The 16685-nt window shown below is 34.0% G+C and carries 10 protein-coding genes; all 10 read left to right on the top strand.

Going from position 1 to position 16685, the window contains the following annotated elements; genetic code table 11:
* Positions 1-7 precede the first annotated feature (7 nt).
* The 10 genes from Q361_RS11010 (at position 8) to deoC (ending at position 16679) form a co-directional block, all read left to right on the top strand.
* Complete coding sequence (locus tag Q361_RS11010) at positions 8-1810, top strand: cytochrome c oxidase subunit I (RefSeq protein ID WP_103726787.1); 1803 nt, start codon at positions 8-10, stop codon at positions 1808-1810.
* An 82-nt stretch (positions 1811-1892) separates the two neighbouring features.
* Positions 1893-2921 carry a Holliday junction branch migration DNA helicase RuvB gene (gene ruvB / locus Q361_RS11005; protein ID WP_103726786.1) on the top strand — a complete coding sequence of 343 codons (1029 nt, stop codon included), beginning with the start codon at positions 1893-1895 and terminating at the stop codon, positions 2919-2921.
* Complete coding sequence (gene queG / locus Q361_RS11000) at positions 2914-3846, top strand: tRNA epoxyqueuosine(34) reductase QueG (protein ID WP_103726785.1); 933 nt, start codon at positions 2914-2916, stop codon at positions 3844-3846. Before ruvB ends, queG begins: the two co-directional genes overlap by 8 nt.
* Before the next feature lie 28 nt (positions 3847-3874).
* Complete coding sequence (locus tag Q361_RS10995; protein WP_103726784.1) at positions 3875-4615, top strand: PA14 domain-containing protein; 741 nt, start codon at positions 3875-3877, stop codon at positions 4613-4615.
* Positions 4616-4784: 169 nt separating this feature from the next.
* The gene (locus Q361_RS10990) at positions 4785-7064 is read left to right on the top strand and encodes an NADP-dependent malic enzyme (protein WP_103726783.1); all 2280 of its coding nucleotides are present in this window, start codon (positions 4785-4787) and stop codon (positions 7062-7064) included.
* 4 nt (positions 7065-7068) lie between these two features.
* The gene (ruvA, locus tag Q361_RS10985) at positions 7069-7650 is read left to right on the top strand and encodes a Holliday junction branch migration protein RuvA (RefSeq protein WP_103726782.1); all 582 of its coding nucleotides are present in this window, start codon (positions 7069-7071) and stop codon (positions 7648-7650) included.
* 4 nt (positions 7651-7654) lie between these two features.
* On the top strand, positions 7655-14872 hold the full coding sequence (gene sov, locus Q361_RS10980) for a T9SS outer membrane translocon Sov/SprA (RefSeq protein WP_169929296.1): 7218 nt from the start codon (positions 7655-7657) through the stop codon (positions 14870-14872).
* 73 nt (positions 14873-14945) lie between these two features.
* Positions 14946-15326 carry a glycine cleavage system protein GcvH gene (gene gcvH, locus Q361_RS10975; protein WP_103726781.1) on the top strand — a complete coding sequence of 127 codons (381 nt, stop codon included), beginning with the start codon at positions 14946-14948 and terminating at the stop codon, positions 15324-15326.
* Positions 15319-15666: a VanZ family protein gene (locus Q361_RS10970; RefSeq protein WP_103726780.1), complete on the top strand. Its 348-nt coding sequence runs from the start codon at positions 15319-15321 to the stop codon at positions 15664-15666. The genes gcvH and Q361_RS10970 overlap by 8 nt, the downstream gene beginning before the upstream one ends.
* Before the next feature lie 269 nt (positions 15667-15935).
* Positions 15936-16679: a deoxyribose-phosphate aldolase gene (gene deoC / locus Q361_RS10965; protein WP_103726779.1), complete on the top strand. Its 744-nt coding sequence runs from the start codon at positions 15936-15938 to the stop codon at positions 16677-16679.
* Positions 16680-16685: the final 6 nt, after the last annotated feature.

Genomic DNA, 16685 nt, shown 5'->3' with positions numbered 1-16685 from the left:
ATAATATATGTCAGCAATGAGTCACGAACACGATAACCATTCTCACGACCACCATGAACATCATCATAAAGATACTTTTATTACAAAGTATATCTTTAGTATAGATCATAAAATGATTGCCAAACAATATCTTATCACAGGTATTGTTATGGGACTTATTGGTGTTGGTATGTCTTTGCTTTTCAGAATGCAACTTGCATGGCCAGAAGAGTCATTTAAAATCTTTAGTTTTTTCCTTGGCGAAAAACATGCTCCTGATGGGGTTATGACTAATGAAACCTATCTTGCCTTAGTAACCATACACGGTACTATAATGGTGTTCTTTGTACTTACTGCAGGTTTGAGTGGTACTTTTAGCAATTTATTAATTCCTTTACAAATTGGTGCAAGAGATATGGCATCGGGCTTTATGAATATGATTTCTTACTGGTTATTCTTTTTGTCAAGTGTAATCATGGTTATCTCTTTATTTGTAGAATCTGGACCTGCATCAGCTGGTTGGACTATATATCCACCACTTAGTGCATTGCCTCAAGCTATTTCTGGTTCTGGATTAGGTATGACATTATGGTTAGTATCTATGGCTATATTTATAGCATCTTCATTAATGGGGTCGTTAAACTATATCGTTACCGTATTAAACCTTAGAACAAAAGGAATGAGCATGACAAGATTGCCTCTTACTGTATGGGCATTTTTTATCACTGCTGTAATTGGTGTTATTTCATTCCCTGTATTATTGTCTGCTGCTCTTTTATTAATTATGGATAGAAGCTTTGGTACTTCTTTCTTCTTGTCAGATATTTATTTGGCTGGAGAAGTGTTAAATTATCAAGGCGGTTCACCAGTATTATTTGAACATTTATTTTGGTTCTTAGGGCACCCAGAAGTTTATATTGTATTGCTACCTGCTTTAGGTATCACTTCAGAAGTTATAGCTACAAATTCTCGTAAACCTATTTTTGGTTATAGAGCAATGATTATGTCTATATTAGCTATTGCATTTTTATCTACCATTGTTTGGGGACACCATATGTTCGTGTCGGGTATGAATCCGTTTTTAGGATCGGTATTTACCTTTACAACGTTATTAATTGCTATACCATCTGCGGTTAAAGCTTTTAATTACATTACTACATTATGGAAAGGTAATTTGCAAATGAATCCAGGTATGTTGTTCTCAATAGGATTAGTTTCTACTTTCATTACAGGTGGTTTAACAGGTATTATTCTTGGAGATAGTACTTTAGATATAAATGTACACGATACTTATTTTGTGGTAGCTCACTTCCACTTAGTTATGGGTATTTCTGCACTTTATGGTATGTTTGCTGGTATTTATCATTGGTATCCAAGAATGTTTGGAAGAATGTTAAATAAAAATTTAGGATATATACATTTTTGGGTAACTGCAATCTGTGCTTATGGGGTGTTTTTCCCAATGCACTTTTTAGGTATGGCTGGTTTACCAAGAAGATATTATACAAATACAAATTTCCCATTGTTTGATGATTTAGCAAATATTAATGTTGTAGTAACTTTATTTGCTTTAATCGGTGGCGCTTTTCAATTGGTGTTTTTATGGAATTTCTTCCATAGTATGTTCTTTGGTAAAAAAGCCCCTCAAAATCCATGGAGATCTAATACTTTGGAGTGGACAGCTCCAGTAGAACATATTCATGGTAACTGGCCAGGTGAATTACCAGAAGTTCATAGATGGCCTTATGATTACAGTAAACCAGGTCATGAAGAAGACTTTGTTCCTCAAAATGTACCAATGTTACCTGGAGAAGAGGTTTTACATCATTAATACTTAATTATCTTTATAAATTAAAAATGCCTTTCTAATTTTAGAAAGGCATTTTTAATTGTAGTTGCTTATCTTTGTATTTATGAATGATAATTTAGACGCAACAGGAACTAATTTTACATCAGAAGAGTTTGATTTTGAAAAAAAACTCAGACCATTAGAATTTAGTGATTTTACAGGTCAAGAACAAGTTTTGGAAAACCTTCAAATATTTGTAAAGGCTGCCAATTTGCGTAATGAGGCATTGGATCACACATTGTTTCATGGCCCTCCGGGTCTAGGAAAAACCACGCTTGCAAATATTTTGGCAAACGAACTAGGTGTAGGAATTAAAATTACCTCTGGTCCTGTATTGGATAAACCTGGGGATTTGGCAGGATTGCTTACAAATCTCGAAGAGCGCGATGTTTTATTTATAGACGAAATACATCGTTTAAGTCCAGTAGTAGAAGAATATTTATATTCTGCAATGGAAGATTTTAAAATAGATATAATGATAGAATCTGGACCCAATGCACGTTCTGTACAAATAAATTTAAATCCTTTTACATTAGTTGGGGCTACTACACGTTCTGGATTACTTACTGCACCCATGCGTGCTCGTTTTGGTATTCAGAGTAGATTGCAGTATTACAATACAGAATTATTAACAACAATTGTTCAGCGAAGTGCATCTATATTAAAAATGCCTATTACTATGGAAGCTGCCATAGAAATTGCAGGACGAAGTAGAGGAACTCCACGTATTGCCAATGCTCTATTGCGTCGTGTACGAGATTTTGCTCAAATAAAAGGCAATGGTAAAATTGACATAGAAATTGCAAAGTTTTCATTAAAAGCCTTACATGTAGATGCGCATGGTCTTGATGAAATGGATAATAAAATATTGGAAACGATAATTGATAAGTTTAAAGGAGGTCCTGTTGGTCTTTCTACTTTAGCTACCGCAGTTTCAGAAAGTGGAGAAACCATAGAAGAAGTCTATGAACCTTTTTTAATTCAAGAAGGATTTATAGTAAGAACCCCTAGAGGTCGAGAGGTTACAGAAAAAGCATACAAACATTTAGGTAAAATAAATCGTAATTTACAAGGAGGTTTGTTCGATGTATAACCTTGCCGAAAAACATACTCGTCTTATTAAATCCGAAGCAAAACGCCTCGGATTTTTAGCTTGCGGAATTTCTAAAGCAGAATTTTTAGAAGAAGAAGCCCCAAGACTTGAGCATTGGCTTAACCAAAATTATCATGGGGAAATGGCTTACATGGAAAATCATTTTGATAAACGCCTAAATCCTAAACTTTTGGTAGATGGTGCCCAAAGTGTTATTTCTCTCTTATTAAATTATTATCCAGAAAACAAACAAAGAGATAGCAGTTATAAAATATCGAAATATGCTTACGGCGAAGATTATCATTTTGTGCTAAAAGATAAGTTAAAGAGTTTGTTAGCTTACATTCAAGAACAAATAGGAGAAGTACATGGAAGAGCATTTGTAGATTCTGCACCTGTGTTAGACAAAGCTTGGGCTGCAAAAAGTGGTTTGGGCTGGGTAGGGAAAAACAGCAATTTAATTACTAGAAAGACGGGTTCTTTTTATTTTATTGCCGAACTTATAGTCGATTTAAAATTAGAATACGATAATCCTACCACAAATCATTGTGGTAGCTGTACGGCTTGTATAGATGCTTGTCCTACAGAGGCCATAGTTTCGCCTTATGTGGTTAATGGCAGTCAATGTATTTCATACTATACCATTGAACTTAAAAACAATTTACCCGAAGATATGCAGGTAAGATTTCAAGATTGGATTTTTGGTTGCGATATATGTCAAGATGTCTGCCCTTGGAATAAATTTTCAAAACCTCACCAAGAAGAAAAATTTTTGCCACACGAAAATTTGCTTCATTTTACAAAAAAAGATTGGGAAGAGATTACACAAGAAACTTTTAATGAAGTGTTTAAAAATTCGGCAGTGAAAAGAACTAAATTTCAAGGTTTTGTGCGAAATGTAAAATTTTTAAAGGATAAATTTTAACTTTGCAAAATTTAAAACAAAAAAGCCTATGAAAAATTTTTTTATCTTAATTTTTCTATTCTATTTGAGTATGTCTTTTGCTCAAGTTGGTATAGAAACAACGACGCCCAATGGTATTTTGGATGTAAACTCAAGTACTTCAGGAATTGTTGCTCCTACAGTTGCTTTAACATCATTAAACGTTGCATCTCCAGTTGTTAATCCTCAAGGAGGCGCTTTAAAAAACAATACTTTAGTATATCATAACGGAACAAATGGTATTGATAGTGGTTATTATTATTGGGAAACCAATAAATGGATAAAATTGATGAACAGTGCACCTACTACAGGTTTGCAATATTTTGTTTTTTCAGGAACAGGAGTTTCGCCAGGAAATAACAAACCTGATTTGTCAAATTTAACTGCATCTGGTTTGTGTACATCTTTGTTAAATGACAGCACACAAAATGCCTTAGTAACTGGAGATAATTTTACTGTAAAGCTTACAGGCTATTATTATGTGTCTACAACGGGAGATTTTAAATTGCAATCTTATACAGACGATGGAGCTCGTGTATATGTAGATGATGTATTGATTTTAAATAGATGGATAGACCAAGGAGCGACAGTTTTTGATGGAGTTACTGTAAAACTAGCAAAAGGATACCATAAGTTTGAATTTTGGTATTATGAAAACACAGGTACAGACCAAATGGAATTTAGATGGCTTACCAATGCAAATGGTCATACAGGCGTAATTAATGCTTCAGATTTTTTTATTTCGTATTAATTATTTTTAAAAATTATTACTTATCCTAAAAGCAATTTTTAATTTGTTTTTAGGATAATTCTTTAAAATTATAATCGAAATATTTTCAGTTTTTATATTTTCTTTAAAATAGTTTCCATATTCAGTTCATACTTATAACTTTGTATAGAATAACAAATTTTCAAAATATATGCATAAAGATAACAAGCGCAGAGAAGCTCTATTATATCATGCCAAGCCTACACCAGGAAAAATTAAAGTAGTTCCTACTAAAAAATATGCTACCCAAAGAGATTTATCTTTAGCCTATTCTCCAGGTGTTGCAGAGCCTTGTTTAGAAATAGCAAAAGATGTAGACAATGTTTATAAGTATACAGCCAAAGGAAATTTGGTTGCAGTAATATCAAACGGTACAGCAGTTTTAGGTCTTGGTGATATTGGTCCAGAGGCATCAAAACCTGTAATGGAAGGAAAAGGATTGCTTTTTAAAATTTTTGCAGATATTGATGTGTTTGATATTGAAGTAGATACCAAAGATGTCGATGCATTTATAGAAACGGTTAAAAATATTGCTCCTACTTTTGGAGGAATTAATTTAGAAGACATTAAAGCACCTGAGTCTTTTGAAATAGAAAGAAGGTTGGTAGAAGAGCTTAACATTCCTGTAATGCACGATGATCAACATGGAACAGCCATTATATCTGCGGCCGCACTAATAAATGCAGTAGAACTTGCGGGCAAAGAAATGAGTCAAGTAAAAATGGTTATTTCTGGAGCAGGTTCGGCAGCTATTGCGTGTGCCAATTTATACGTTGCTTTTGGAGTGAAAGAAGAAAATATTGTAATGTTTAACAGTAAAGGAGCGTTGCAAAAATCGGATCCAAAAATTTCCGAAAATCAGCGTAAATATGCTACCGATATTCCATATTCTTCTTTGCATGAAGCCATGAAAGGTGTTGATGTTTTTGTAGGACTATCTACTGGCGATATTGTTTCTCCAGAAATGCTTTTGGATATGGCAGAAAATCCAATAGTATTTGCAATGGCAAATCCAAATCCAGAAATAAATTACAATTTAGCTATTGATACCCGCAAAGATATCATTATGGCTACTGGTCGTTCAGACCATCCTAATCAAGTAAATAATGTTCTTGGATTTCCTTATATTTTTAGAGGAGCACTCGATGTAAGAGCTACAAAAATTAATGAAGAAATGAAAAAGGCAGCCGTAGTTGCCTTGGCACAATTAGCAAAAGAAAGTGTTCCAGAACAAGTAAATATTGCCTATGGAGAAACAAAACTTGTTTTTGGTAGAGAGTACATTATACCGAAACCTTTTGATCCTCGATTGATAGCCAAAATTCCGCCTGCAGTAGCCAAAGCCGCAATGGAATCGGGAGTGGCACAACAGCCTATTTCAGATTGGCAAAAATATGAAGATGAGCTCTTAGAAAGAATGGGTTCTGATAATAAAATGGTTCGATTATTAACCAATAGAGCCAAAACGAACCCTAAAAAAATTGTGTTTGCAGAAGCCGATCAATTAGATGTTTTAAAAGCAGCACAAATAGTCTATGAAGAAGGTATAGGTTTTCCAGTTTTATTAGGTAAAAAAGAAGAAATAATAGAGCTTAAATCAGAAATAGGTTTTGATGCAGATGTAGAAATAATTGATCCAAAAGATACAGAAGAAGACGAGCGCAGAAACATGTACGCTGAAATTTATTGGAAAGAAAGACAACGCAGAGGAATTTCATTGCTTGATGCCCAAAAATGGATGAGAGAAAGAAATTATTTTGCCGCCATGATGGTAAATCACGGAGAGGCCGATGCTATGGTTTCGGGTTACTCAAGAAGCTATCCATCTGTAGTAAGACCATTAATGCAACTCATAGGTAAAGCACCAGGTATCTCGCTTATCGCATCTGTAAACATGATGATGACCAATAGAGGACCAATGTTTTTATCTGATACAGCTATAAATCCAAACCCTTCTGCCGATGATTTGGCAAAAATTGCATTGATGACGAGCAAAACAGTCAAAATGTTTGGTATTGAGCCTGTTATTGCCATGATTTCTTTTTCAAACTTTGGTTCATCGAGTTACGAAAGTGCTTCAAAAGTAAGAGAAGCGGTTGCTTATTTACACAAAAACCACCCAGAGCTCGTAGTAGATGGTGAGATACAGACAGATTTTGCACTTAATCCAGAAATGTTGCAAAAGAAATTCCCATTCTCTAAATTGGCAGGCAAAAAAGTAAATACGCTTATTTTTCCAAATTTAGAATCGGCAAATATTACCTACAAATTATTAAAAGAATTGTACAAGGTAGATTCTATTGGGCCAATAGTTATGGGAATGGATAAACCCGTACATATATTTCAACTTGGTGCTAGTGTAGAAGAAATGGTAAATATGGCTGCTGTAGCTGTAGTTGATGCCCAAGAAAAAAGTAAAAAAATAAAATAAAAATATGATAGCGCACATACAAGGTAAACTAGTAGAAAAAACACCTACAGAAGTTGTAATAGATTGCAATGGTGTGGGCTATCATATTCATATATCACTCCATACATTTACATTATTGCCCCAATCTGACTTTGTAAAATTGTATACACATCTTATTGTAAAAGAAGATGCACATATTTTGTATGGTTTTATGGAAAAATCTGAAAGAGAAATTTTTAAAATGCTTATTTCTGTTTCGGGTATAGGTGCTGGTATTGCGCGTACTATGCTGTCTTCTTTAGAACCAAAACAAATTATACAATCATTAGCGAGTGGTAATGTAGCTTCAATCCAATCTATAAAAGGTATCGGTGCAAAAACCGCACAAAGAGCCATCTTGGACTTGAAAGACAAAGTGTTAAAAATTTACGATATAGACGAAGTTTCTGCAACACAACACAATACTTTGCGAGAAGAAGCGTTATCTGCTTTGGAGGTGTTGGGTTTTGTGCGTAAATCTTCTGAAAAAATAGTAGATAAAGTAATTGCGGCAAACCCCGATATTACTTTGGAGAATATAATTAAACAGGCATTAAAAAATCTATAATTTGTTGAAAAAAATATACAATTTAGTACCTAATATCAGTATTGGAAAAGCTATTTTTTGGTTTTTTCTAATATCTACTTTTAGTGTTTCGGCACAAGTAGAAAAAGAAAATGATAGCGTAAAAGGATATAATACCGGAAAAATAGAAATTAAAAACCCGAAGAGTATAGAAGAAGCTTATACTTACGATCCTGTTTCTGATCGCTATATTTTGCAAAAAACATTCGATGGTCTTAATATCAATTATCCACTTATTCTTACACCAAAAGAGTATGAAAGATTGGTAAGAAGAGAATCCATGCATAAGTATTTTAAAGACAAATTAGATGCTATGGATGGTAAAAAAGAAGGTTCAGAAGAAGCTAAGAAAAATCTTTTGCCTAGATATTATGTGCGTTCGGGATTATTTGAAACTATTTTTGGAAGCAATACTATAGATGTAAAGCCTACAGGTTCGGTAGAAGTAGATTTTGGTATACGCCATACAAAACAAGATAATCCATCTTTTTCACCCCGAAATCGTTCTACTACTACTTTCGATTTTAACCAACGTATTAGTATGGGACTTACAGGTAAAGTTGGAACTAGACTTAATGTAAATGCTAACTACGATACACAATCGACCTTTAATTTTCAAAATTTAATAAAACTAGAATACACGCCTACAGAAGACGATATTATCAAAAAAATCGAAGTAGGAAATGTAAGTATGCCTATAAACAGTACCTTGATAAAAGGAGCACAAAGTTTATTTGGAGTAAAAGCACAAGCACAATTTGGAAAAACAACAATTACAGGTGTTTTTTCTGAACAAAAATCGCAAACCAAAACCATAACATCTCAAGGAGGCGGTACAATACAAGACTTTAGTATCTTTGCTCAAGATTACGATGCAGACAGACACTTTTTTCTTTCTCAATATTTTAGAAATCAATACGATAAAGCCCTAAAAAACTATCCTTTTATAGACAGTAGAGTTCAAATAACTCGCATAGAAGTTTGGGTAACCAATAAGCAAAATCGTATTACTACTACCAATAATAATATGCGAAACATTGTGGCTCTTCAAGATTTGGGAGAGGCTCGTTTGACAGATTATTACACCAATTCCCTTATGGCAGATAATAGAGTAGTAGCCAATTTATCTCCTTTAGGAACATTCTTTTTAAACCCAACCGATTCTCCTTCAGACAATAGTAACAATGCATACGACCCTGCACTTATTGGTCAAACAGGCGGATTGTTAAATCCAGGTATTAGAGAAATAGCTACAACCGATTCGGGCTTTAATAATGCTGTAACTGTAGATGAAGGAACCGATTATGCCAAACTTGAAAACGCCCGAAAATTATTACCCAACGAATTTACTTTTCATCCACAATTGGGTTATATTTCATTACAGCAACGATTGGCAAACGATGAAGTGCTTGCAGTAGCCTATCAATATACTATAGGTGATCAAGTGTATCAAGTAGGAGAATTTGGTAACGATGGTGTTGAAGCCACTACAGTAGATGCAGCAGGAATACCTTCTACACAATCTTTGGTTTTAAAAATGTTGAAAAGCAGTCTTACCAATGTTCAAAAACCTATTTGGAATTTGATGATGAAGAACGTTTATCAGCTTCAAGGTGCTTATCAATTAGATAAAGAAGGTTTCAAGTTTAACATTATGTATACAGATCCTTCTCCTTTAAACTATATAACTCAAGCGGGTACTACACCATTGCCAGATGATGTAAAAGAAACTCCTCTGTTAAGAGTTTTTAATGTAGATAGACTTAATTATAATAATGACCCTCAAAATGGAGGCGACGGATTTTTCGATTTTATACCTGGTCTTACTATAGACCAACAAAACGGAAGAATATTATTTACTACTGTAGAACCTTTTGGTAGACATTTGTTTGAAAAATTAAGTAATTCGAATACAGATAATTACTACGGAGACCCTACAAATAGTGCAGATTTTAATGAAAATCAAAAAAAATACGTTTTTAGAACCTTATATACATCTACACAAGCAGCAGCATTACAAGAAAGTGAAAAAAACAAGTTTCAATTAAAAGGAAAATACAAATCTTCTAGTGGCGATGGTATACCGTTGGGAGCTATTAATGTACCAAGAGGCTCTGTGCGTGTAAGTGCAGGAGGAAGAATGCTTGTAGAAGGCGTAGATTATACTGTAAATTATCAGGCTGGTAGAGTGCAAATACTCGATCCATCTTTACAAGCGTCCAATACACCTATTCAGGTTTCTTTGGAAAACAACTCTATTTTTGGGCAACAAACCCGAAGATTTTATGGGTTAAATGTAGAGCATAAATTTTCTGATAAAATTATGGTAGGCGCTACTTTATTAAAACTTAGCGAACGACCATTTACTCAAAAATCAGATTACGGGCAAGAGTCTGTAAACAATACTATATTTGGACTTAACACAAATATTTCAAAAGAAGTACCATTTTTAACACGTTTGGCAAATATGTTGCCCAATGTAGATACCGATGTGCCTTCCAATGTTTCATTTAGAGGCGAAGTAGCCATGTTAAAACCAGGTGCTCCAAGAGCTAGTAATTTTGATGGAGTAGCTACTGTGTATATCGACGATTTTGAAGGCTCTCAATCTACTATAGACTTAAAAACACCACAAGCATGGACACTATCTTCTGTCCCTGTTAAAGCTACTGTGGGTAATACGCTAGATTATCCAAATTTTAATGGATTAAGCAGCGCCTTAGATTATGGGTTTAAACGGGCAAAATTAGCATGGTATTCTATCGATCCTATATTTTACACACAAAGACCTGCAGGGGTTGATGTTGATGACTTATCTTTCAATAGCACACGTAGAATTATGATGACTGAACTATATCCTGTAACGGATGTAGCACAAGGGCAATCGCAAGTAGTAAATACTCTAGATTTATCATATTTTCCTACAGAAAGAGGACCATACAATGTTAATCCCGATTTTTTAGCAACAAATTCATTGCCAAACCCTACAGACAATTTTGGAGGCATTATGCGTAATTTAACTTCGACTAACTTTGAACAAAGTAATGTGGAGTATTTGCAATTTTGGATGCTTGACCCATTTTATGAAGGTTCCGATGGAACTGTAAACAACTACCCTAATACTACAGGTAGGGTGTTTTTTAATTTAGGTGAAATTTCTGAGGATATATTAAAAGACGGTAAAAAATTCTATGAGAATGGTATAGGAAATGGTCAAGTACTTGCTGCGCAAAGTATTTGGGGTAATTCACCAGCTTCTCAATCGTTAATTTATGCTTTTGATAATGATGAAAACAATAGAGCATCTCAAGATTTAGGGTTAAACGGATTGAATGATGCCGAAGAAGCAACTAAATTTCCTCAATTTGCTTCTTTTCCAGACCCCGCAGCAGATAATTACAAATATTATTTGAATGCAGAAGGTAATATATTTGACAGATATAAAAACTACAATAACCAAGAAGGTAACTCTCCTATACAGGTTACCGATACCAATAGAGGCTCTACTACATTACCCGATGTAGAAGATATTAATAGAGACAATACTATGAATACTATCAATGCTTATTACGAATACAGCATTGAGATTAAACCTAATATTCAAATAGGCGATAAATACGTTACAGATATAAGACCCGCTACGATTACATTGCCAAACAATGCAACTACTAAGGCTAGATGGATACAATATAAAATACCTATTTCGCAACCCGAAAATACAATAGGCGGAATAACCGATTTTAGATCTATACGTTTTATGCGTATGTTTTTAACGAATTTTAATAATCCAATAACGTTGCGTTTTGGTTCTTTAGATTTAGTACGAGGAGATTGGAGAAGATATACAAATACTTTAGACCCAACAGACATCAATGTAAGTGATGACAATACAGAAGTAGATGTATTTACACTAAACGTGCAAGAAAACGGAAATAGAGTGCCTATACCATACGTAGCTCCACCAGGAGTAGAGCGTGAGCAACTATACAACAACAATACACTTATCAAGCAAAATGAGCAATCATTGGGTATGAGAGTTAGAGGAACAGGAAATAACGGTCTTGAACCTGGAGATTCTCGTGCCGTATTTAAAAATGTAAGTGTAGATATGCGTCAATACAAACGATTAAAAATGTTTTTGCACGCAGAATCTATGCCGCTTAATGACTATAGTTTTAATGATGATGAATTGGTTGGTTTTATTCGTTTTGGTAACGATTTTACGGATAATTTCTACCAAATAGAAGTTCCTTTAAAGAAAACACAATCGGGAGCAACTAACCCCGAAATTATTTGGCCCGAAGCCAATAGAATAGATTTAGCACTTTCGTTATTAACCCAATTAAAAATACGTTCAGCAAATCATGTTATACCACCAGGACAAATTTATTATCCAGATTTAGACACTAGTGTAGAAGGTGGTGATGGTGATGAACGATTACGATTGGGTATACGCGGAAATCCAAATTTTGGTTTGGTAAGAACCTTGATGGTTGGTGTAAAAAACAAAACCAATGAAGCAGGAATGACACCGCGAAACCTACAAGGAGAAGTTTGGTTTAATGAATTGCGCATAGCCGAAATGGATAATAAAGGAGGTGTGGCAGCTGTAGCAAGTATGGATGCTAATGTAGCCGACTTTGCTACCATGTCTGCTATGGGTAAAATGAGTACAATAGGTTTTGGAGGTCTTGAAGAAAAATCAAACGAAAGAAGTAGAGACGATATTAAACAATACAATATTGTTACCAATTTAAGTTTAGGAAAATTACTCCCAAAAAAATGGGGTGTTACACTTCCTTTTAATTATGGAATTGGCGAAGAATTTATTACACCAAAATACGATCCGTATAGTCAAGATATCGAACTCACACAAGCCATGGATATTGCTACAAGTGATGCCGAACGCCGCAATATTAGAAACAGAGCGATGGATTATACCAAACGTAGAAGTGTTAATTTTATAGGGGTTAGAAAAGAGCGTGGCGAAAAGCAAAAATCTCATTTTTACGATCCAGAAAACATTACGCTTTCGTATTCTTACAATCAAACAGAGCGTCATAACTATGAACTTGAAAACTATGTAGATCAAAAAGTTACTACAGCTGCAGATTATAGTTATTCTTTTCAATCAAAACCATTAGAACCTTTTAAAAATAATAAAACGTTCAAAAAAAGTAGTTATTGGAAATTGCTAAGCGATTTTAATCTCAATTATTTACCATCGAGCATATCATTTAGTTCAAACATTACCAGACAATTTAACAAACAACAATACCGTTTGGTAGATGTAGAAGGTATCGGATTGGAATCTCTTTACCAACGCAATTATTTGTTCAATTACCAATACGGATTTAATTATAATCTTACAAAAGCTTTAAAAGTTAATTTTAATGCTAGTTCAAATAACATTGTTAGAAATTATCTAGACGAAAATGGAAACCCAGATAACACCAATACACTTTTTACAGATTATTGGAATATTGGTATACCAAAGCAACATTCGCAACAAATAACCGTAAATTACGATTTGCCTTTAAATAAAATTCCGTTTTTGAGTTTTGTAAAATCAACCTACAATTATACAGGAAATTATAGTTGGCAGCGAGCATCATTTGCTTTAGCTTCTATAGAAACTGAAACAGGAACTTACGATTTAGGAAACACCATTCAAAATTCTGGAGCGCATAAATTGAACACTCAGTTCAATATGGATTCGTTTTACAAATATTTAGGATTAACAAAAAATAAAAACACAGCACCAAAACCCGTTGCTGCGCCAAAACCTGGCGAAAAAATAACAGCAAAACCCGTTGCGCAACAAGATAGCAATGGCGTGGTAGACTTTTTAAAACAACTTGCTACGAGTATTAAAGATATTAAAATTAATTATTCTGAAAATAAAGGAACTGCACTACCAGGATATTTGCCTACAGTAGGTTTCTTTGGTACTTCAAAACCAACGTTGGGCTTCAATTTTGGTTTACAAGATGAAGTACGATACGAAGCAGCTCGCAGAGGTTGGCTTACTATGTATCCAGAATTTAACCAAAACTTTACTCAAGTAACAACCAAAACGCTCGATTATGCGGCTTCGGTAGACTTAATTCCTGAATTTAAAATCGAGCTTACAGGTTTGCGAAACTATACCGAAAATTTCTCAGAACAGTATGATGTTTCTCCAGATGGAACTTACAATTCTCGTTCGCCCTATAGTACAGGAAGTTTTTCAATATCTACAATATTGTTAAAATCTTCTTTTAAACATAGTGATGAGTTTGGATCTTCAGCTTTCAATGAGTTTAGAGGAAACAGAATGATTATAGCCAACCGTATGGCCGAAGATTATTATGGTTCTACCAATTTTACTAGAGATGCAGAAGGATATCCTGTAGGTTTTGGAAAAAATAGTCAAAGAGTATTGTTGCCAGCGTTTGTTTCGGCATATACAGGCTTTACTACAATGCATGCAGGCGATGGAGCTCAAAAAATAGGCTTAGGGTTGTTTCGAGATTTCCCACTTCCAAATTGGAATATTAAGTATACAGGTTTGATGCGTTTATCGTTCTTCAAAGAAAATTTTAAACGCTTTTCAATCTCTCATAGTTACAAATCAACATACACAGTAAATTCGTTCCGATCAAATTTAGAATATTTTTTAAATCCAAATGATCTTGATCCGTCAAGCAATTTTAGAGCGCCAATATTGGTTGGAAACGTAAATTTAATGGAACAATTTAGTCCGCTTGCTCGAATAGATTTTGAAGCCAAAAACTCTTTTAACATGGCAGCCGAACTTAGAAAAGACCGAGCTTTATCGTTAAGTTTCGATAATAATTTATTAACAGAGGTGAAAGGAATTGAATACATTGCTAAATTCGGTTACCGATTTAAAGACGTTATTTTCTCAACCAAGTTGGCCGATAGCCCTACAGGAATTATAAAAAGCGATATTGATTTGAAAGTCGAGTTTTCATATAGAAACAACAAAACCATTGTTAGGTATCTAGATTACGAGAATAACCAGCTAGGCGGTGGTCAAAATTTGTGGTCAGCAAAACTTAGTGCTAAATATGATTTGAGTAAAAATCTAGCAGTATTATTCTACTACGACCATTCGTTTTCAAAAGCAGTTATATCTACTTCATTCCCAATGACAAATATTCGTTCTGGATTTACTTTGAGATATAGTTTTGGAAACTAATAAAAATCATTTTTAAAATAAAAGAAGAAATCATACATTTGATAAAAAATAGTAACACACAAACAAACTAATTATGAATTTACCTGAAAATTTAAAATACACAAAAGACCACGAATGGATTCTAGTAGAAGGCGATACAGCAACAGTTGGTATTACAGATTTTGCCCAAAAAGAATTGGGAGATATTGTGTATGTTGATATTGACACAGTAGGGCAAAATATCGAAAAAGACGAAGTGTTTGGAACTGTAGAAGCAGTAAAAACAGTATCAGATTTATTTTTGCCTGTAACAGGAGAAATAGTAGAGTTTAATGACGAGCTAGACACAAACCCAGATTTTGTAAACTCAGATCCTTATGGAAAAGGATGGATGGTTAAAATAGCAATTGCCGATGCTTCTCAACTAGAAGACTTGCTTTCTAGTACAGCTTATGCAGAATTAATAGGTGCTTAAAAACAAGTTCTATTTTGGGTTGGCATTACTATGGACTGCCGTAGTACTGTTTTTGAGTCTTATTTCTATTGGTTCTATAGGTAGCGAAGTTGCTATACCAAACAAAGATAAAATAGTTCATTTTATATTTTATTTTGTTTTTGTTATTCTTTGGAGTAAAGCTATTCGTACAGCCAAGTTCAAAATTATGCTTGTAGCTGTACTATTTGGAATAGGCATGGAGTTTTTACAACAGTTTACACCAAGCCGAACTCCAGACGCAGTAGATATAGTAGCCAACGCTCTTGGTGCCATTACAGCAACCATCTTTTGTAAAATAACACAAAAACCATTCATTTGAATGGTTTTTTTATGTAAAATAGTCAAGAAGTCAGTACTTTTGACAAAAATAATATTGAGCGACACATACTTGAGCTATAGCCTTTAGATTTTGCTAGTATATGCTAAGATAATTGGGTTGGGTAAGTTAAAGTTATTACTGATTACAATCAACAAACCATTAATAGCAACAGGTTTGAGCAAGCAAGTATTAATGATTAAAAGCAATAGTAAACAAAATAAAACACGCAAGTATTACATAAAGTACTGCAAAAAATAAATTTTAAAAATATGAATATCAAGCAATATTTAGATTCAACGTATTTGAAAACTCCCGAGCAAGCCAATTTATCTGTAGAGGAAAATACACAAATTGTTAAAAATTGTATTCAAGAAGCGATAGACGAGAATTTTAAACTAATAATGATTCGACCAGATATGGTGTCTATGGCAAAGAAAATGATAATAGAAGCCAATTCAAAAGTAACTATAGGTACTGTAATTTCTTTTCATGAAGGTACAAACTCTTTGCAAGAAAAACTTGCCGAAGCAAAACAAGCTATTTTAGACGGAGCAGACGATTTGGATTTTGTGTGCAACTACAAAGCATTTATAAATGGTGATACCAATTTGGTAAAAACCGAAATTTTGGAAGCGACCAAACTTGGGTTAGAACATCATAAAATAGTAAAATGGATTATAGAAGTAGCTGCTTTAACAGATGCCCAAATTATTCAGATTTCGGCATTGATAAAAAATGTAGTGATAAGCAACTTTAAAGAAGAACAATATCAGTATGTATTTGTAAAATCGTCTACAGGATTTTATAAAACAGAAAATAATTTGCCCAACGGTGCTACGGTTGCTACTATAAAACTAATGTTGGAAAACAGCAATCCTCTTCCTGTAAAAGCAGCAGGAGGTGTTCGTACTTATGAAGAAGCTGTAGAAATGATAAAACTAGGCGTAAAAAGAATAGGAACTTCATCGGCAAAAGCAATTGCATACGGAGAACAAGCACAAGGAGGATATTAATTCATT

Source organism: Flavobacterium croceum DSM 17960, from assembly GCF_002917885.1.
Taxonomy (GTDB): Bacteria; Bacteroidota; Bacteroidia; order Flavobacteriales; family Flavobacteriaceae; genus Flavobacterium; species Flavobacterium croceum.
This window is presented reverse-complemented; position numbering and strand designations above follow the sequence as displayed.